Origin of the sequence: Chitinophaga vietnamensis (assembly GCF_902167635.1) — a bacterium.
GTDB classification, from domain to species: Bacteria; Bacteroidota; Bacteroidia; order Chitinophagales; family Chitinophagaceae; genus Chitinophaga; species Chitinophaga vietnamensis.
Genome location: NZ_CABHMS010000002.1, coordinates 116,439 through 134,303, shown reverse-complemented (window position 1 = coordinate 134,303; position 17,865 = coordinate 116,439). Strand labels below are relative to the sequence as shown.

Annotated in this window: 15 protein-coding genes; 5 read left to right on the top strand and 10 right to left on the bottom strand. The window is 50.1% G+C overall.

Going from position 1 to position 17,865, the window contains the following annotated elements; all coding sequences use genetic code 11:
- Positions 1-25 precede the first annotated feature (25 nt).
- On the bottom strand, positions 26-3,154 hold the full coding sequence (locus FPG75_RS05140; protein WP_143305575.1) for an AsmA family protein: 3,129 nt from the start codon (positions 3,152-3,154) through the stop codon (positions 26-28).
- 82 nt (positions 3,155-3,236) lie between these two features.
- Entirely contained in the window at positions 3,237-4,124 is an 888-nt protein-coding gene (locus tag FPG75_RS05135; RefSeq protein WP_143305573.1) for a pentapeptide repeat-containing protein, read from the bottom strand.
- Positions 4,125-4,211: 87 nt separating this feature from the next.
- Between FPG75_RS05135 and FPG75_RS05130 the strand changes: the two genes are divergently transcribed.
- Positions 4,212-5,177, top strand: a complete 966-nt coding sequence (locus FPG75_RS05130; protein ID WP_143305571.1) for a DUF2167 domain-containing protein — start codon at positions 4,212-4,214, stop codon at positions 5,175-5,177.
- 41 nt (positions 5,178-5,218) lie between these two features.
- Here the strand turns inward: FPG75_RS05130 and FPG75_RS05125 are convergent, their stop codons facing one another.
- The 3 genes from FPG75_RS05125 to FPG75_RS05115 form a co-directional block, all read right to left on the bottom strand.
- Positions 5,219-6,076, bottom strand: coding sequence for an alpha/beta hydrolase (locus FPG75_RS05125; RefSeq protein WP_143305569.1), 858 nt, complete (start codon positions 6,074-6,076; stop codon positions 5,219-5,221).
- Between the two features lie 112 nt (positions 6,077-6,188).
- A complete protein-coding gene (locus FPG75_RS05120; protein ID WP_143305568.1) occupies positions 6,189-6,986 on the bottom strand; it encodes an alpha/beta fold hydrolase in 798 nt (265 codons plus the stop codon).
- Positions 6,987-7,022: 36 nt separating this feature from the next.
- The gene (locus FPG75_RS05115) at positions 7,023-7,964 is read right to left on the bottom strand and encodes an oxidoreductase (RefSeq protein ID WP_143305566.1); all 942 of its coding nucleotides are present in this window, start codon (positions 7,962-7,964) and stop codon (positions 7,023-7,025) included.
- Positions 7,965-8,066: 102 nt separating this feature from the next.
- Between FPG75_RS05115 and FPG75_RS05110 the strand changes: the two genes are divergently transcribed.
- Complete coding sequence (locus FPG75_RS05110) at positions 8,067-8,993, top strand: AraC family transcriptional regulator (protein ID WP_143305564.1); 927 nt, start codon at positions 8,067-8,069, stop codon at positions 8,991-8,993.
- Here the strand turns inward: FPG75_RS05110 and FPG75_RS25955 are convergent.
- Positions 8,986-9,423, bottom strand: a complete 438-nt coding sequence (locus FPG75_RS25955) for a hypothetical protein (RefSeq protein WP_161596673.1) — start codon at positions 9,421-9,423, stop codon at positions 8,986-8,988. The two genes, FPG75_RS05110 and FPG75_RS25955, sit on opposite strands and share 8 nt — an antisense overlap.
- Positions 9,424-9,592: 169 nt before the next feature.
- Here FPG75_RS25955 and FPG75_RS05100 point away from each other — a divergent pair, with 169 nt between their 5' ends.
- Positions 9,593-10,444, top strand: coding sequence for a 2OG-Fe(II) oxygenase (locus FPG75_RS05100; protein ID WP_236652726.1), 852 nt, complete (start codon positions 9,593-9,595; stop codon positions 10,442-10,444).
- A gap of 130 nt (positions 10,445-10,574) precedes the next feature.
- On the opposite strand, the gene FPG75_RS05095 is transcribed toward FPG75_RS05100, so the two are convergent.
- The 3 genes from FPG75_RS05095 to FPG75_RS05085 all read right to left on the bottom strand — a co-directional run bounded on the left by FPG75_RS05095 (position 10,575) and on the right by FPG75_RS05085 (position 15,704).
- Positions 10,575-12,239 carry an ArnT family glycosyltransferase gene (locus FPG75_RS05095; protein WP_143305558.1) on the bottom strand — a complete coding sequence of 555 codons (1,665 nt, stop codon included), beginning with the start codon at positions 12,237-12,239 and terminating at the stop codon, positions 10,575-10,577.
- A gap of 117 nt (positions 12,240-12,356) precedes the next feature.
- Positions 12,357-14,639, bottom strand: a complete 2,283-nt coding sequence (katG, locus tag FPG75_RS05090) for a catalase/peroxidase HPI (RefSeq protein WP_143305556.1) — start codon at positions 14,637-14,639, stop codon at positions 12,357-12,359.
- 171 nt (positions 14,640-14,810) lie between these two features.
- Complete coding sequence (locus FPG75_RS05085; protein WP_143305554.1) at positions 14,811-15,704, bottom strand: DMT family transporter; 894 nt, start codon at positions 15,702-15,704, stop codon at positions 14,811-14,813.
- A gap of 91 nt (positions 15,705-15,795) precedes the next feature.
- On the opposite strand from FPG75_RS05085, the gene FPG75_RS05080 reads away from it, so the two are divergent.
- Positions 15,796-17,211 carry an aminotransferase-like domain-containing protein gene (locus FPG75_RS05080; protein ID WP_143305552.1) on the top strand — a complete coding sequence of 472 codons (1,416 nt, stop codon included), beginning with the start codon at positions 15,796-15,798 and terminating at the stop codon, positions 17,209-17,211.
- On the opposite strand, the gene FPG75_RS05075 is transcribed toward FPG75_RS05080, so the two are convergent.
- Positions 17,173-17,406, bottom strand: coding sequence for a hypothetical protein (locus FPG75_RS05075; protein ID WP_143305550.1), 234 nt, complete (start codon positions 17,404-17,406; stop codon positions 17,173-17,175). The genes FPG75_RS05080 and FPG75_RS05075 overlap by 39 nt on opposite strands.
- 96 nt (positions 17,407-17,502) lie before the next feature.
- Here FPG75_RS05075 and FPG75_RS05070 point away from each other — a divergent pair, with 96 nt between their 5' ends.
- On the top strand, positions 17,503-17,850 hold the full coding sequence (locus tag FPG75_RS05070) for a DHCW motif cupin fold protein (RefSeq protein ID WP_143305548.1): 348 nt from the start codon (positions 17,503-17,505) through the stop codon (positions 17,848-17,850).
- Positions 17,851-17,865 lie beyond the last annotated feature (15 nt).

Genomic DNA, 17,865 nt, shown 5'->3' with positions numbered 1-17,865 from the left:
GGAATCGTATTTTAAGTTAAACAGGTTATTCTTCTGTATCGGGTGTTTCTTCCAGCTGATCCTTGTCTGAACCTCTGCGCAGCTGCACTTTAGGATTGCTCTGCGTTCCGGTAACATTGAATGGTATGCCCAGAATGCCGAATGGCGGCAGGCCTACACGGCCCTTCAGGTTCAGTTTACCATCCAGGCTCACCTGCCCTTCAAAGCGCGGACGGAAGCCGGCTATACGAAGTTTGGTTCTTTCGATGGTGATGATATTATTGCTGATGCTGGATTTAATATCCACCTTGGAAACATCCGGATCTTTCATTTCTGATTTGCCGGTAGACTGGCTCACCGCGTTCATCAACTTGAAACCTTTCAGCTTGATCTTCTTCACAGACAGTACACCGCTGCCTTTCAGAGAAGGATATACCGGGTTCATATTGCCATCCAGTTTTCCGTTGAGACGATAATCCAGGCCAACGATGCCGCTGGCGCTGGCAGCGGAACTGGCCATATCGCGGAAGATCTTGATTTCATTGTACGCGCGGCGGATATCAAATTCCTTTGCCGTGATGTGATAGTCGAAAGTAGCCCGCTGTGGCTGGATACAGGCATAGCGGGCATCCATCTCCACCGGCGCGCCGATGATATTGAAACCGGTTTTGTTGAGCGCCACCCTGCCACTGTCCAGCACCACCTGCCCATGGAAACTGTCGATGTTCATGCCTTTGAAACGGACCCTGTCGGCAGCTGCATTGAGCCTCAGCGCGAGGTTGGAAGGCAGCATGATCACGCCGGAAGGCGCAGCGGTTTTAGCGGTAGTAGCGGTGGCAGCACTGTTAGTGGTCATCAGTTCATCCACCAGCACATCCTTACTTTTAAAATCGAAGGCGCCATGCAATGTCTGATTTTTTTGTGTGAGATAGCCGATCACGTTGCTCAGAAAGCCATTCATGGTGAGCTTCGTTTTTCCATAGCTGGCCACAAAAGTATCGAACCACATCTTGTCCTGATCGAAACGGAATATGCCATTGCTGATATAAAAAGGCAAGGGGAACATATCCGAGTGAAGCACGATATTCTTCACGGTCATCGTACCGCGGTTATTTAATTTGGCATAGCGGCCGGCTACGGCATCCGCCTGGGTGCCGCTGAGCGCCAGGTTAGTTTTGATGAAACCTTTCAGGTCATAGCCTTGTATCGCAAATACTTTATAGATAGCGCCCAGGTCAAGGGTTCCGTTGGAAGTAATATTATACCGGAGGTTATCAAAATTGCTAAGATCGGCTTTCAGCAGGAACGGATTCCCTTCAAACTCAAAAGATACGGGCTTTACATCTACCTTCATGGAGCTGAGCGTGCCGGTGGTATTGGTAACGGTGGCATCCACATTAATTTTCTGAATGGGCCTGGGATAATATTTCGTTTGCAGGGAACCATCGCTCATCGTAAGTTTGGCCGTGGTAACCGGGAATAATTTTTTGGCGGGCACATAGCTGCCTTTGGTATTCACATCAATATGCAATGCGCCGCTTACATCCAGGCTATCCATCGGATAGAATTGTTTGATATCCTTCAATTGCAGTACAGAAGCCAGTTGCGCGTCTACTACCGGCGCCTGTGCATTGCTGAAGCGGCAATAGCCTTTGATATAATTGCTCAGCAGGTTGGCATTGATGTTATCAATATTAAAGTGCGTATGTGCGAGATCGTTATCCGGACAATCCGCCTTTACCTGGAAGCTGATATTTTTAAGCGCTTCCGGCTGGGACTTTAATTTGAAATAACCATCCCGGAAACTGGCCGCCAGGTCAAAAGCAGGAATACTGCTGATAACCGTGTCCGGACGATGTTTGGGGCCACGGTTGATGATGCGGGTAGCATAAGGCCCATCCGCCAGCATATGCGCCTGCAAGCGGCCTTTGAGGTCAAAAGATTGCCAGCCCATGGCTTTGTTCCATTTCTCCAGGTCCAGGTCTGTATTCAGTTTGAGATGGATATCCGGCGTCCTGAGCCCTTTTATCCTTATCACGGAGCTGAAATAATCTTTATCAATATTAAAGAAGATAGAATCTACATTAACATATAAACTATCGGTATTCAATTGTACAAGCCTGGACTGAAAATTCAGGAAGAGATTTTTAATGGGCGCCGGCGCTTTGGCATTGCTGATCACGCCATCGCGGACCTGCATATTAAAGGTAAGATCAGGCTGGGTATTGGTTGCAGCAATGTACTCTCCTATCAAACTGGCATTTACATCTGCCGTGCCTTCTACGTTGGTATGCTGCATCCAGGTGAGATATTCAGGAGGCAGTGCGCCGAAAATAGCATGAAGGCTGGATTCCCTGGAACTAAGGCGGAAGTCCATCTTGTAGCCATTCTTCATGAAGGTGAAAGCGCCTTTCAATCTTACCGGCAGCTCATTTATCTTCAGATCATTTCTTTCAAAAACAAAATCCAGTGAGTTGGTATTGATCTTCGTGATCAACTCTCCTTGTAATTTTTTGGAGAGCATATAAGAGGTGTTATTATAAGTGAAATCCAGTGAGCCAATATCGATTTTAGAATAGAGATCGAAGATGGCTTTGGAAAGATCGCCCTTACCTACATAGTTCACTTCCTTCGCCTGCACGTACATGGGGAGCGATTGATCGTCGTAGATGAGATGGCAATGCTCGATCTGTATCCTTTCAATTTTCATGGAGGCGCTGCCGCTATCCGGTTTGCTGGCGGGATTGGCCGGCGCCGCTTTATATACGTTGTAATTTGGATGCCCCGTGGAATCTACCATGATGTGGATCTTGCCCTTGGTCAGGTATATCTCGTCGATGGTAACGGCGTCAGAAAATATGCTTTTCAGGTTTACGCCCAATGCTACTTCCTTGCCCGCTACAAGCGTATCCTGCTGGAAAGGCGCGCCGCCTTTCAGGCTGAAATCGTATAGGGTTAACGTTAGTGCAGGAAAGTGATTGAAGAAAGATAATCGGGCCTGGGAGAAATTGAGCTCGCCATTGATGCTGTTGTTCGCCCAGGTCTTGATCTTGCTGGCTATCGCATTGGGAAAAAGAACAGGAAGCAGGAATAACAGCGCAAGTATCGCGGCTAAAGAGATGGATATAATTTTTAATACTTTTAATGCAACTTTTTTGCTGAGGGCATTATGCATAGCGGTCCGGGTGTATATTAATTTCTATTATGGTCAGGGAACGAAGGTAATTCTTTTTTCCCGCAGGATGCCCGGCGCTGTATTATATAACTGTCACCTTCGACAGATCGGCAACGCGTAAACCCGTCAGCGCGGCGTAGGTGAGCTTATCCATCGTGGCGCCATCGAAGCAAACGGTTTTGAAAGCGAGGTATGCTTTGTTCGTTAAGGAAAAAGGCAATTTGAAAGACACCTGCCGGAGCGTGGCGCCGCTGAACGATGCATCTTTCAGCGAAGATCTGTCGAACCGCACGCCAGTAAAGGTTTGCCCGGCAAAACGACTACCCCGCAGATCGCAATGATGGAAATCAACATTACGGAAAGTACAGTTTTCGAAAAGGGTGTTCCTGAGGTCTGTCTTGTTGAGATGAACATCTACCAAACTTACGTCTCTGAACTTCGCCCCTTGTCCAGACATATGCAGCGTAGTGCGCACCAGGATGGATTTCCGGAAGCTCGCCTCTCTCAGGTCAGTGATAGAGAAATGGCAGTCAGTCAGATTAGCGCCATCGAAATTCGCTTCCCGTGCATCTACTATCTCAAATGAAGTACCGCTTAAATCAGCGCCGGCGAAGTTAGCGCCACGCAGGGAAGCAGCTTTGAACTTTCCTTTGTGCAGTACAACGCCCGCGAAATCGCTCTTTTGCAGGTCGGCCGCCGTGAGGTCTATTGGTACCTGTCTCGCCTGCGATGGGCCAGGGTCGGCGCTTTCCTTTATAACAGCGGGTTCGCTTTCGGAAAAATAATTAAGGTCTACACCCAGTATCTCCGCAAGGCGGTTGAACGTTGTGATATCCGGCATGGATTCCCCACGCTCCCATTTCCCTACTGCCTGCGGGCTGATAAATAACTGCTGCGCCAAACGCGCCTGTGATAAGCCTGTCGCCTTCCGCGCCCTGGCAATCTTTTCACCGATAATCTTTGCATCCATATATTATATCTCTAACAAGACAAAGATACCAGCTTTCATATTTAAAATATTTATTGCATTTTTATCGCCTGAAATATTCACTCAGTTATGTTAAAGTACCTATATCTGGCTAGTTTGCTGCTGTTGGCCCCTTGTATCAAAGCAGCCCCTGTACGTGATTCTATTGACATCTCTCAAGAGCAGGTAAACAAAATCATCGATTCTATCCGCAAGGCGCAAAAGTATGAAACCGGCGTGATCAAACTCCCGGGCGGAAAGGCGGAGATCAAGATACCCGCAGGGTTCAAGTTCCTGAACAAGGAACAGAGTAAATACGTTTTAACGCAGCTATGGGGCAATCCCGAGGCCAATGCCGCCAATACGCTGGGGATGATCTTCCCTGAAAAGACAGACCCATTCAGCGATAGCAGCTATGCCTTTGTAGTGGAGTATGAAGATATCGGCTATGTAAAAGATGATGATGCCGAAAAGATCGACTACAACGAGATGTTGAAAAATATACAGAAAGAGGAGAAAGAAGAAAACGCGCAACGTTTAAAAGAAGGCTATCCCAGCATTCACCTGGTAGGATGGGCGCAAACGCCGTACTACGACAAACAAAACAAGGTATTGCACTGGGCCAAGGAAATTCACTTTGGCGATCGTGATGGCGTTAACACACTGAATTACCAGATCCGTATCCTTGGCCGTCATGGCATCTTGTCGCTGAATGCGGTATGCACCATGCATGAACTGCCTCTCGTAAAGGCCGATATCGGCAAAGTGCTGCACATGGCCACTTTCACAGAAGGCAATACCTACTTTGATTTCGATCCGAAGGTCGATAATGTAGCCGCATGGACCATCGGCGGATTGGTAGCCGGTAAAGTGCTCGCGAAAGTAGGCTTCTTTGCCATCATCGCGAAGTTCCTGGCTGCCGGCTGGAAATTCATCCTCCTCGGATTCGCCGCAGTGGTGGGATTTGTGAAGAGATTATTCGGGCGCAAAAAAGACGCAGATCAACCGGAAGATACTACGCCGGTTACGCCTGCGGACGAATTACCTAATCTTTAATACAGGAAAGAGGGACAGATAACTGTCCCTCTTTTTTTTTGCTATAACTGCGCTTTTAAAAACGCAACGATCTCTTCTTTCGCCAGTACGGCAGGGCCTTCCGTGGCCATCATCAACAGGAAGGCATGACCGGCGCCGGGATAAAAAGAATAACGTGCCCGCACGCCATGCGCCATTAATCTTTCCAGCAACAGTTTTCCGTCATCATGCAGCGGGTCTGTATCAGAGCCGATGATCAGGACAGGCGGCAATGCGGTGAAATCATTTTTGATGACAGACGCCAAGGGATCCAGGCGGCGCTTATCGTCGGGTACATAGGCATCCCAAAATGTTTTCATCAGGCTGGTGGTTAATGCATAGCCTGTTGCAAACTTCTGATAAGACGGTGTAGAGAAATCGTAGTTTACCGGAGGATAAGCCACCACCAATGCTTTCAGCGGTATAGCATGCGCTTTGGCTTTCAGTGCCAGGGCCAGCGCCAGGTTTCCGCCGGCGCTGTCACCGCCAACGGCTATACGATTCGTGTCTATGTTGATATCGGCCGCATGTTCCATCACCCAGCGCAGCGCCTGGAAGGCGTCTTCCAATGGCGCAGGGAAAGGATGTTCCGGCGCCAGCCGGTAATCAACAGCGATGACCGCAAATGCGCCATCAGCGGCCAGGCGCCGGCACACGTAATCATGTGTGCTGAGGCTGCCCCTGACCCAGCCACCGCCATGTAAGAATATAAACACCGGCAATTTCGTTTCAACAGGTCGATTCCGGTATATGCGTATCCGTAGTTCCTCATTGATGCTTTCATCCGTCACCACCTGGATAACCGGGTCTTTTGTTGCGGCGTCTTTTGCCGTGAACTGTTCCAGTGCTTGCCTGAATGCGGGAAAATTTAATTGCTCCATTGCTAAAAATTATTTCACGCAAATTTGGAGGCTATTGGCTGCACCTGGTCTTTTATACGTTTTTGTGTGATACTTACTTTTAGGAAAGAAATGGAACCAGGTGGCATTGGGATCATGCCATCAATGAAGCGAGGAATGTTTTGATGATAGCTGCGAAGCGTTGCGGCTGGTCCACGTGCAAGCTATGCCCTGCTTCGGGTATTAGCTCCACCTGCAAGCTGGCATTAAGATTTTGCAGCGCCGCGGCCACATCAGCAGATACCACACCTTTGTCGCCCGATATAAGCAGGCTTGGAATGTTGATCTTGCGCACCAGCTCCTCGTAGTCGGGATTGGGCGGCCTCAGTACCTCAAAAGCTGCCATGCTGGTTTGAAGCCGGGCGCGGGCAAACAGGGTAAGATTTTCCTGCGATCGCTGCGGATGCCTGGTGCGCGCTGCTGCCACCAATGCTTCCAAGGGCATATCCAACGCTTTACGATGCTGCTCTGCCACGTCACTATCAAATACTTCGCGTTGCATTTCGGGATGCAGAAATGTTGGATCAGCCAGTACCAGGCCACGGAGCAGGTCGGGCCGGCGGCCGGCCACCACCGCGGCTGTCATCCCTCCCATGGAATGCCCGATCAGCACGGGTTTACGAAGCGTCAGCGTCGCTATCAAGCCAATCACATCATCCGCATGATCTTCATATCGATATCCTGAATCAGGCGCACTGGAACAGCCATGCCCTCTGGCATCCGGCATGATCACATCATAGGCCTGTTCCAGGCTGCGCGCCAGGTCCGTCCAGCACAGGCCATTCGTCATGAGCCCATGCAGCAAAATCAGAGGCGGCTTGTCGCCACCTGTTCTGGTATAATGAATGTGGATGTTGTTTGATTCGCAAACTGCCGAATGCCAATGGGTCATTTTATTTTTTGTGTAGATTCCGGATAAAGTTAATCACTAAGAAGCCTCGCTTATCATCTCAACAGAAATTTCCCATAGCCGCTGCGCCTGCACCGGATCTATAGCATATGCCTTCACTCCGGCAAAAGTAACTTCATCATGCGCGCTAAGCGGAGCGATGTTACAGTCCTCACAATACACGCCTCCCTTGTTATTCAAGAGTGGCGAGGTGGCGGCCCACACTTGTGTGGCGGCGCCTTGTGGCGTTGTTTTAAAACTGCGGTCCGCAGGGTTTCCGTTTGTATCGAGCCAGCCCTGCGCTATCATCTCTTCTCTTGTCAGAAAACGTTGCAAGGGCGTAAAGATCTTCCCGGGATGTGTGGCAAATGAACGGATGCCATCGGCCTGCCCGATAGTATCCAGGTGAACAGCGAAGAGTGCATTGGCCGTTTTTGACTGTGCATAGGCCATCCATTTATCATAGCCGGTGTTAAAATGTATATCACGCCAACGGATATCCGATAAATGATGACCTGCGGAAGAAACGGAAATCACCCGCGACCCGCCCTGCAATGCCGGCCACAGTGCTTGCACAAGCAGGAAATGCCCCAGATGGTTGACGGCAAAATGAGATTCCCATTTTCCCGTACCTATTTGCTGCTCCGGGCAAGCCATGATACCCGCATTATTGATCAGGAAATCCACATGCCGGCCGGATGCCACGATACCAGCGGCAAAGCGGCGAACGCTATGCATATCGGCCAGGTCCAGTTCTGCCACCTCCACATCTGGCAGCACGCTGCTTGCCTGAGCGGCGTTTCTGGCCCCAACGATCACATGGGCGCCGGCGGCCATCAACGCACGGCTGCTCTCCAGTCCCAGACCTGAATGACCGCCGGTGATCACGGCCAATTTGCCGCGTAGATCGAGGCCCTTTAAAACTTCACTGGCCGTACTGCGCTCATTGAATGGCGAGTGTATGGGTGCTTGTTGATGCATTTTTCTTACTTTTATTACGCGTCCAAGTTACGCACACATACCTGGATGATCTATAATGGATTGTCCAAATTTCTTATTCAATCGTCCAATATCAACATACGCATGGATCCACTTTCCAATGTTCTTTCATTATTGAAGCCCTCCACATTTGTTTCGGCCGGACTCAATGCCGGAGGAAAGTGGGCGATTCAATTTCCCCGCCACGAAGGCATTAAGTTCAATGCAGTGCTGAAAGGAACCTGCATTTTGCAGGTAGAAGGCGAACGCAAACAATACCGCCTTCATCCGGGCGACTGCTTCCTGCTTACCAGTGGCCGTCCATTTGTATTAGGGAACGACCTCTCAATAAAAAAGATCAAATCAAATACTATCTACGATAAGGTGAAAGATGGCATAGCCACTTGTAATGGTGGAGGAGAGTTCTTCCTGATCGGCGCCCGTTTTCATTTTGAAGAAGATCAGACAAAATTTTTATTCGGCAGTTTGCCACCTGTTGTGTATGTACCCGAAAAGCTCGATCATGCCGCTGTGCTCAGATGGGGGCTCGACCGGTTTACCACTGAGTTTCGGGCAGATCAGTTAGGGAGAACAACCATCCTCGAGCACCTGGCGCCCATTATGCTGGTACAAACACTCAGGATCTATTTATCCTCGCCTGATGCCAGGCCCGCCGGCTGGCTGTTTGCGCTTTCAAACCCGCAGCTTGCCAAAGCCGTACAGGCGCTGCACGCTCACCCGGAAAAGAAATGGACGGTGGAGAAACTAGGGAAGATCGCGGGCATGTCGCGTTCGGGGTTTGCTTTAAAATTCAAACAACTGACCGGTTATTCGCCGCTGGATTACCTGACACATTGGAGAATGGTGATTGCCTGTGAAATGTTGAAAACAGGCGATCACAGCATGTACGATATTGCAACTGCCGCCGGATATGATGCTGAAAGCTCCTTCAGCGCTGCCTTTAAACGGACGATCGGCAAACCGCCGAAAATATTTCAGAAGGAAGCAAGAGCGAATCAACCAGTTATTTAACTTTTATCATTTGCTTGTCGTACCAATAGGTACCTGTTCCTGCGCTGTCCAATATCTGCCAGGCGCCGGTGATCACATCTGCTCTTTTGTTGAAAGTGCCGAGATAGCGCATGTATTCATTTTCGATATTGAAATGCTGCTCATCTATCGTGAACCTGAACTCGCTGCTATTGCCATTACTGTCGAAATTACGGCCGATATAGCCTTCCTGCTGTTTATTGGGGCCGATGAGAATGATACCTTCACTTACTTCACTGAGGCCAATATCTGTGGTCACCAGCCGCCAGCGGCCTTCGAGGAAGTGTTTTCCCCTCAGCCATCTGTAAGATTCCCACCCGGAAACAAACCTGTCAGGAGCAGTGCGGAACCAGCCTTTGACAGTCCACTTGCCCAACAGCATGGGCAGATTATTTATTCTCTTTGCTGACATATCTCTTCCTGTTACAACGTAGAATTCAAACCGCCCCCCTAGTACAGTGGCGGGGGATCGTGATTTTTAATCGAAGAAGCGATATATATTAATTTTAAATATTATTTGGTATAATATTGAATCTTGATTTATCTTCATGAATCTTTTAGGTCATGTTAAAACACTCAAAGTGGAAACTTCTCAGCAAACAAAACAGCTATTTAACTATGAATACTGGAATGCACAGCTGCCTGTCATCAGCAGTGAGTACCAGCAAGCCAGTCCTTACCCTCATATCGTGCTGGAGGATTTTGTGAATCCTGCGATCCTGAATGAATGCGTGCGCGAATTTGATAAACTGAATGCAGAGGATGGTTGGATCAACTACGTTCACTATAACGAAAGAAAAGCGGGCCTCAACAAACTGGACCTGCTGCCTGCTACCATCAAAAGCACCATCAACGAACTCAACTCTCCTGAATTTCTGGAATTCCTGAGCAAGCTCACCGGCATCAAAAACCTGATGAAAGACGATATGCTGGAAGGCGGCGGTATCCATCAGTCTAAACGTGGCGGCTACCTCAACGTACACGCCGATTTCACCGTGCACCCGCATCACCGCAACTGGCAACGCCGCGTGAACGTGCTCGTATACCTCAATAAAGACTGGCAGGAAGAATGGGGCGGTAAACTCGAACTGTGGGACAGAGAAATGAAAAACTGTGAAAGAAAAGTATTACCGGTATTCAACCGCTGCGTAATTTTCAACACAGATGCGGACTCCTACCATGGCCACCCCGTGCCTACTACCTGTCCTGAGAATGAGAACAGAAGATCCATCGCTCTCTACTATTATACAGAAGAAGCCAATCCGTTCCGCAGGGCTACCTACTACCAGGCAAGGCCCGGTGAAGAAGATAAAAAATTCATGGTGAAGCTGGACAACCTGATGGTGGCCACTTACACCAAGATCAAAGGAATGCTCGGCTCCAACGATAAATACGTTAGTAAATTCCTGCGTTTCCTTTCCCGCAAGAAATAATTTAGGGATTTACGAATTTACGGATTTGAGAATTTACGGATTTAGACAAATCAGTAAATTCTCAAATCAGTAAATTCTCAAATCCGTAAATTCGTAAATCCGTAAATTCGTAAATCCCAAAATCCCCCAATTATTTCTTCGGGATGTCTCGTTTTAAAAATACGAAACCGTTCTTTCTGTATAATTCTTTGATGTCTTTGTATTGCGCATAATCATTCACCCGGTCTACCTTTGTTACAAAATATACGGGTTTGTCTATATCGCCTGCCAGGAGCCACTTTTCGTCGTATGAGTTGGGATTCGTAGGCTTTTCTTTCATTGTGTAGAAGAAAGGCGCATAGCTCCAGTAGCCCAATACGGTTACATAACAATTCTCTCCCTGTCTTTCTTCAAAGAAATCGATCGCGGCGCCCTGTGAGTAGCGTTCTACTTTAGGCACGATCACGGCGGCGGCCAGGAAGATCACGATGGCGGTTCCGCCGAAGTAGGTCCAGGCTGCATTCCAGTAATTCCTTTTGCGCAACAGGATCAGGCCGGCGATCAGCGTGATCACCATGATGATGCCTACGGCGCCTTCCCAGCCCGTCCACACTACATTTGCGGCCAGGTTACCTTGCGCAAACTGATCTTTTACATAAGGTATCAGGCGCTTCACATTCATGCCGATGATGGGCACAGCCAGCAGCAGCAAGGCGATCAGCGCACCCAGGATGGTTACCAGCACGCCCGCATATTTTTTATAGTTAAGCTCCTTGCGGTCCCACTTGTAAAACGTATAGGCGGCCAGGTAAGTAACCGGAAACCAGGCCATGGAAGAATAGTGTATGATGCGTGATTGCACGATGGTGAACAGGATCGTTACCACCCAGAAGAGGATCAGCATCCACATTTTGAAATCTTTATCGTGGCGACTGTTATAATGCGCACGGAAGAAAGAAGGGATGGCAAATATGGATGCGGGGAAACAACCGATCAGCAACACTACGTAGTGATAACCCCAGAATCCCTCCTGGCCTGCATCGTGCGTGGTGAAGAGGCGATACTGGTATTTCAGGAATTCGGTAATGAACCAGGTGCCGTTCTTGGCGGTCTCATAACCGTACCAGGTGGCCGTTACCAGCGTAGCTACCACGAGGAACAACAGCGCATGGCCCCATCCGAAATAAAATTTGAAGCGGTTGTAAATAAAATAAACGCCTACTACCAACAGGAATATCATCAGCGCCACCTGTCCTTTTGTTAGAATGGCAAGGCCCATGAAAATGCCCGACCATACCGCATAGGTGACCGGCTTGGAGCGCAGCCCATCTTTATCAATGCCATTCCTTTTCCAGGTATACAGGATAAAATAATACAGGGAGAGGAAGATGAAGAGATTGAACCAGGGATCGATAATACCTGATTTAAAATACATGTTCGGGAAGAGAGAACCGCCAAAGGCCAGCGCCCAGAGGATACCAAACTTGCTGTCGTGGATCCTTCTGCCACAGAGATATACTACGATCAGCGTAGCGATGCCGCACAGGGCATTGGGAAAGCGCGCTGCAAACTCGTTGACGCCAAATATTTTCATGGCGGTAGACTGCATCCAGAAGAACATGGGAGGCTTCTCCCAGAAGGGTTTGAAGTTCACGTACACACGGGTATAGTCATCCATTTTGATCATCTCTCTTGCACATTCCGCAAAATTGATCTCATCCCAGTCAAATAAATGTACCCTTCCGAGGAACGGAATAAAAAGCGCCGCAGCGATCACGGATATCAATACGACAATTATTGTTCTATTCGAACGCATATATTCTAATTAGTTATAATTGACAAATATATGAGCATATGCGGTCAATCACAAATCAGGGCGCAAAAAAGCCTCCGCTGGCGGAGGCTTTTTTGTATGATCATTTAGTGAAGAGGATTATTTAGCGAGATCGAAACGGTCGAGGTTCATCACCTTGTTCCACGCAGCCACAAAGTCTTTCACGAATTTCTCCTGGCCATCAGCCGCAGCATAAACCTCTGCAATAGCCCTCAGTTCAGCATGGGAGCCAAATACGAGGTCGGCGCGGGTAGCGGTCCATTTTGCTTTACCAGTGCTGCGGTCGCTGCCTTCGTACAGTTCTCTGTCTTCGGAAGCAGCTTTCCAGGCGGTGCGCATATCCAGCAAGTTCACAAAGAAATCATTGGTGAGGGAGCCTGGTCGTGCAGTGAAAACGCCGTGTTTGGAGCCGTCGAAATTAGTGTCCAGTACGCGCATGCCGCCTACCAGCACTGTTAATTCAGGCGCGGTGAGGGTGAGCAGCTGTGCTTTATCGATCAGCAGTTCTTCTGTAGCTACCGGCAATTTAGACTTGCGGTAGTTGCGCATGCCGTCGGCCAGCGGTTCCAGGTAGCCAACCGATTCCACATCGGTCTGTTCCTGTGAGGCATCCATGCGGCCAGGCGTGAAAGGCACGGTGATGGCGTGTCCGCCGTCTTTCGCCGCTTTCTCTACAGCGGCGGCACCGGCCAATACGATCAGATCAGCCAGCGATACTTTTTTGCCGCCTGATTGTGCGCCATTAAATTCTTGCTGGATGCTTTCCAGTTTATCCAATACTTTCTGCAATTGCGGCGGGTTGTTCACCTGCCAGTATTTTTGCGGAGCCAGGCGGATACGTGCGCCGTTGGCGCCACCGCGCTTGTCTGAACCGCGGAAAGTGGAGGCAGACGCCCATGCGGTGGATACCAGCTCCGATACGCTAAGGCCCGATGCCAGCACTTTTGCTTTCAGCGCAGCGATATCATTGCTATCGATCAGAGGATGATCCACTGCAGGAATAGGGTCCTGCCAGATCAGCTCTTCTTTCGGTACATCCGCGCCGAGATAGCGTGCGCGCGGGCCCATATCACGGTGGGTTAATTTAAACCAGGCGCGTGCAAAGGCATCTGCAAATTCATCCGGATGTTCCAGAAAACGTCTGGATATCTTCTCATATATCGGATCAAATCTTAAAGAGAGGTCTGTCGTGAGCATGGTAGGACGGTGCTTCTTCGCGCCATCATATGCATCAGGGATAATAGCATCCGCATTTTTCGCTACCCACTGATGCGCGCCAGCAGGGCTTTTGGTGAGTTCCCATTCGAAGGCGAACAGGTTTTCAAAAAAGTTATTGCTCCACTTGGTAGGCGTTTTGGTCCATATCACTTCGAGGCCGCTGGTGATCGTATCAGCGCCGCTGCCAGTGCCATAGCTGTTTTTCCAGCCTAGGCCCTGCGCTTCGATGCCGGCTGCTTCCGGCTCTTTACCAACATGCGTAGCAGGTGCGGCGCCATGTGTTTTACCAAAGCTGTGACCACCGGCGATCAGCGCTACAGTTTCTTCGTCATTCATCGCCATGCGGCCGAATGTATCACGGATATCTTTTGCAGCAGCGACCGGATCAGGGTTGCCATCGGGGCCTTCAGGGTTTACATAGATGAGGCCCATCTGTACCGCTGCGAGCGGCCTTTCCAGGTTGCGGGAATGCTTTCCGTCTGCCGTACTATCATCATCTGTTACCACTACGCCATGATGTTCTTTTACGCCCGGCGCGCCATGACCATAGCGGATATCGCCGCCCAGCCAGGTGGTTTCCGAGCCCCAGTACACAGATTCATCTGCTTCCCATGCATCTTCACGACCGCCGGCAAAACCGAATGTTTTAAATCCCATTGATTCCAGTGCGATGTTGCCAGTAAGTATCAGCAGATCGGCCCAGGAAAGTTTACGTCCATATTTTTGTTTGATGGGCCACAGCAGCCTGCGGGCTTTATCGAGGCTCACGTTATCGGGCCAGCTGTTCAGCGGCGCGAAACGTTGCTGTCCGGCCCCTGCCCCGCCACGGCCATCATTCACGCGGTACGTACCGGCGCTGTGCCATGCCATGCGGATGAACAAAGGACCATAGTGCCCGAAATCCGCCGGCCACCAATCCTGTGAGTCGGTCATGAGCGCATGCAGATCTTTCTTCACCGCTTCCAGGTCAAGGCTCTTGAAAGCCTCGGCATAATTAAAATTTTCCTCCATCGGGTTGGATAAGGACGAATGCTGCCGCAGGATACTCAACTTTAACTGGTTAGGCCACCAGTCGGTGTTGCGGGTACCGCCGCCTCCAATATTGTGCTTCATACTCCCATTGTGAAACGGGCATTTACTGATGTCGTTTACTTCTTTTTCCATTTGTGTAAGTTTTGAGTATGGAATGAATGCATGCTTGATCCGTAAAATTAAAGCATTGGGGATATAAGCAAAATCAATTAATCTTATTTTTAAATAGGAAAAAACTATTTCATCGTTTGTTTCTGCTTACACACAATATACTAAAATTCAATCGGATAAATTTTGCCATTCCTACTTTGCAAATTTCTTTGAAGCCGCTACACAAAGGATAACGCCGATGGTGACTACCAGCATGCCCACGCTCACCTGCTCATGCAGCAAAGTGGCCGCCAGCGCCAGTCCGAAGAAGGGTTGCAGCAATTGCAACTGTCCTACCGCCGCAATGCCGCCCTGCGCCAGCCCGCGATACCAGAATACAAAACCGATGAACATACTGAAGAAAGATACGTAGGCCAATCCCATCCAGGCCGATGTACTTACCGCGGCGAATGAAGGTGGCCGCAATAACACCGCCAGTAATAGCATCAGCGGCAAGGCCAGCACCAGCGCCCAGGAAATCACCTGCCAGCCGCCCAGTGTCCTGGAAAGGCGCGCCCCTTCTGCATATCCCAACGCGCATAAAAGGATCGCCAGCAACATCAGCATATCTCCGGCCGGAGAGGCAGCAAGCCCCTGTGCAAGCGCATAGCCCACCACCAACAAACTTCCCAGCACAGAAAATATCCAGAAGGCCGCACGCGGGCGCTCCCCCGCCCGCCACACGCCAAATATAGCGGTGGCTAACGGTAAAGTACCTACGAAAACAATAGAATGCGCCGAGGTTACATACTGCAAAGCCAGCGCCGTTAGCAAAGGAAAACCTATTACCACGCCCAGCGCCACCACCAACAAAGGAAAGAGCTGCTCCCTCGCCGGTCGCTTTTCTTTAAATATCAACAAGGCGCCCAATGCCAGCAAACCCGCTATAGAAGCCCGCGCAGCCGTCAGGAAAAAAGGCGGCAGCCCGATCACCGCCAGCCTGGTGGCAGGCAGGGAACCACTGAATACCAATACGCCAATGAAACCATTGATCCAGCCGCTGGTGATGCCGCCCGCCGGTTGATGTATTACTGCTTGATTACCCATCGCTTGATTTTTTATGCAAAATTAGCAGACAGGCCTCAACAGACACAGTCCCAGTTTCATAAAATTCAATGGACACAGTTATATTTGCAGTATGGGAAAAGATTTTCTGTATCATACCATCACGAGCAGTATCGCCGGGCAGATCAGGAGCGGCGTGCTGAAAGCGGGCGACCGCCTCCCTTCTGTCAGGAGTTTGTGCCAGGAGCACCAGGTGAGCATCAATACCGCCAAAAGAGTGTTTCTTGAACTGGAAGCGCAATCGCTCATCTATTCCAAACCGCAATCAGGATATTTCGTGAACCAGTTAGCGTTGCTGCACCTGCCGCTGCCCGCCACCAGCCGGCCTTCGCCGGTAGCCAGCGGCAAAGAGCCCGATGAACTCATCAGCAGCGTATTTGCGAACATGGGCCGCGATGATCTCACCCTGCTATCGATCGGCGCGCCAGCCGGCGCTTTGCTGCCACTGGCCAAACTCAAAAAAGAAATCGTACACGCCACCCGCACCCTGAGAGATGGCGGCACCGCCTATGACGCCGTACAAGGCAACGCCACCCTGCGGCGGATGGTAGCAGTGCGCTCATCAGGCTGGGGCGGCAAACTGAAAGAAAATGATCTCATCACCACCAGCGGCGGCATGGATGCCTTATCCTATTGCCTGATGGCGCTCACCACGCCCGGCGATACCATCGCTATAGAAAGCCCTTGCTATCCCGGCATCCTGCAACTGGCTACCAGTCTGCATTTAAAGGTACTGGAAGTAGCTACGCATCCCGTCAGCGGCATCGATATCGATGCGCTGAAAAAAATGTTGCCCAAGATCAAAGCCTGTCTGTTAGTGCCTAACTACAACACCCCGCTGGGCAGCTGCATGCCGGATGAAAACAAAGCCGCCGTTACAGCACTGATGGCGCAGCACAACATCCCCCTGATAGAAGATGATGTTTATGGCGATCTTTACTTCGGCGCCAAACGCCCGGTATGTTGTAAGTCTTTTGATAAGGAAGGCAATGTGCTCTGGTGCGGTTCGGTGTCCAAAACACTGGCCCCTGGCTATCGCACCGGCTGGGTGGCGCCGGGAAAATACAAGGAGCAGCTCATGAAGCTCAAGCTGGTACATGCCATCTCTTCTGCCCCCATCATCCATGAAGCAGTCGGTAATTTTCTCAAAACGGGACGCTATGAAAATCATTTGCGGCAGCTTCGCCGTACGCTGCACGACAACTACCAGCACTATGTACGCGCCATCGCCAGCTATTTTCCGGAAGGCACCAAAACAAGTCGCCCGCAGGGCGGGCTGGCCCTCTGGGTGGAGTTCAGCAAGCAGATCGACACCACTGAATTGTACGACCTCGCGCTGAAAAAACATATCAGCATCGCGCCCGGCCGGATGTTCACGCTGCAAAACCAATATCAAAATTGTATGCGGCTCTGCATCGGCCTGCCCTGGAACAATGAGCTGCAGCTGAAATTAAAACAGCTTGGCCAGCTGGCCCGCACGCTTGCCTGAATAAACGTAAGAAACAACCAGCAGCAGCAAAGCCGCCACCGGCCATATATAACTGCCGGCAGCGGCATGAATGGCGCTGAAAGAAATAATAGCAGAGATGATGTTGATGGCCAGTCCGGCATACGCCCACTCCTTCATCCATCCCGGCGCAGGCGCCAGCAGCAGCGCCCCGCCGATGATCTTGTTTTTTGTCATGATGATTTTTATTATAGGACGAGCGATAGAAAAGAACAGGGACAAACTCTGACAATTATCACTTAACTTTCCACTACGAAACCATTTGTTTGTCCTATGTCTCAGGTAAGCAACATCAATTTTCAGACGATTAACTGGCCGGCCATTGCGGCCACGCTGCATCCCGGCGAAACGGGCGAAGCCCGTTGGCAAACTTTACAGTTCCCCGGATTACGTGTCAGGATCGTTACGTACAGCGCCGGCTATCTCGCCGACCACTGGTGCCAGAAAGGCCATATCGTACACTGCATCGAAGGCAGCTTCGTGAGCGAACTGGAAAACGGCGAAAAATTTACGCTCACCAAAGGAATGAGTTACATTGTATCTGATAACCTCAGCTCGCACCGCTCGGTGTCCGCAGAAGGCACTACCCTGCTGATCATCGATGGCGACTTTTTAAAATAGAATAGATATAAAGCG

Coding starts and splice junctions, on each gene's coding strand:
- FPG75_RS05140 (WP_143305575.1), bottom strand. CDS start 3,154: ATGCATAATGCCCTCAGCAAAAAAGTTGCATTAAAAGTATTAAAAATT.
- FPG75_RS05135 (WP_143305573.1), bottom strand. CDS start 4,124: ATGGATGCAAAGATTATCGGTGAAAAGATTGCCAGGGCGCGGAAGGCG.
- FPG75_RS05130 (WP_143305571.1), top strand. CDS start 4,212: ATGTTAAAGTACCTATATCTGGCTAGTTTGCTGCTGTTGGCCCCTTGT.
- FPG75_RS05125 (WP_143305569.1), bottom strand. CDS start 6,076: ATGGAGCAATTAAATTTTCCCGCATTCAGGCAAGCACTGGAACAGTTC.
- FPG75_RS05120 (WP_143305568.1), bottom strand. CDS start 6,986: ATGACCCATTGGCATTCGGCAGTTTGCGAATCAAACAACATCCACATT.
- FPG75_RS05115 (WP_143305566.1), bottom strand. CDS start 7,964: ATGCATCAACAAGCACCCATACACTCGCCATTCAATGAGCGCAGTACG.
- FPG75_RS05110 (WP_143305564.1), top strand. CDS start 8,067: ATGGATCCACTTTCCAATGTTCTTTCATTATTGAAGCCCTCCACATTT.
- FPG75_RS25955 (WP_161596673.1), bottom strand. CDS start 9,423: ATGTCAGCAAAGAGAATAAATAATCTGCCCATGCTGTTGGGCAAGTGG.
- FPG75_RS05095 (WP_143305558.1), bottom strand. CDS start 12,239: ATGCGTTCGAATAGAACAATAATTGTCGTATTGATATCCGTGATCGCT.
- katG (WP_143305556.1), bottom strand. CDS start 14,639: ATGGAAAAAGAAGTAAACGACATCAGTAAATGCCCGTTTCACAATGGG.
- FPG75_RS05085 (WP_143305554.1), bottom strand. CDS start 15,704: ATGGGTAATCAAGCAGTAATACATCAACCGGCGGGCGGCATCACCAGC.
- FPG75_RS05080 (WP_143305552.1), top strand. CDS start 15,796: ATGGGAAAAGATTTTCTGTATCATACCATCACGAGCAGTATCGCCGGG.
- FPG75_RS05075 (WP_143305550.1), bottom strand. CDS start 17,406: ATGACAAAAAACAAGATCATCGGCGGGGCGCTGCTGCTGGCGCCTGCG.
- FPG75_RS05070 (WP_143305548.1), top strand. CDS start 17,503: ATGTCTCAGGTAAGCAACATCAATTTTCAGACGATTAACTGGCCGGCC.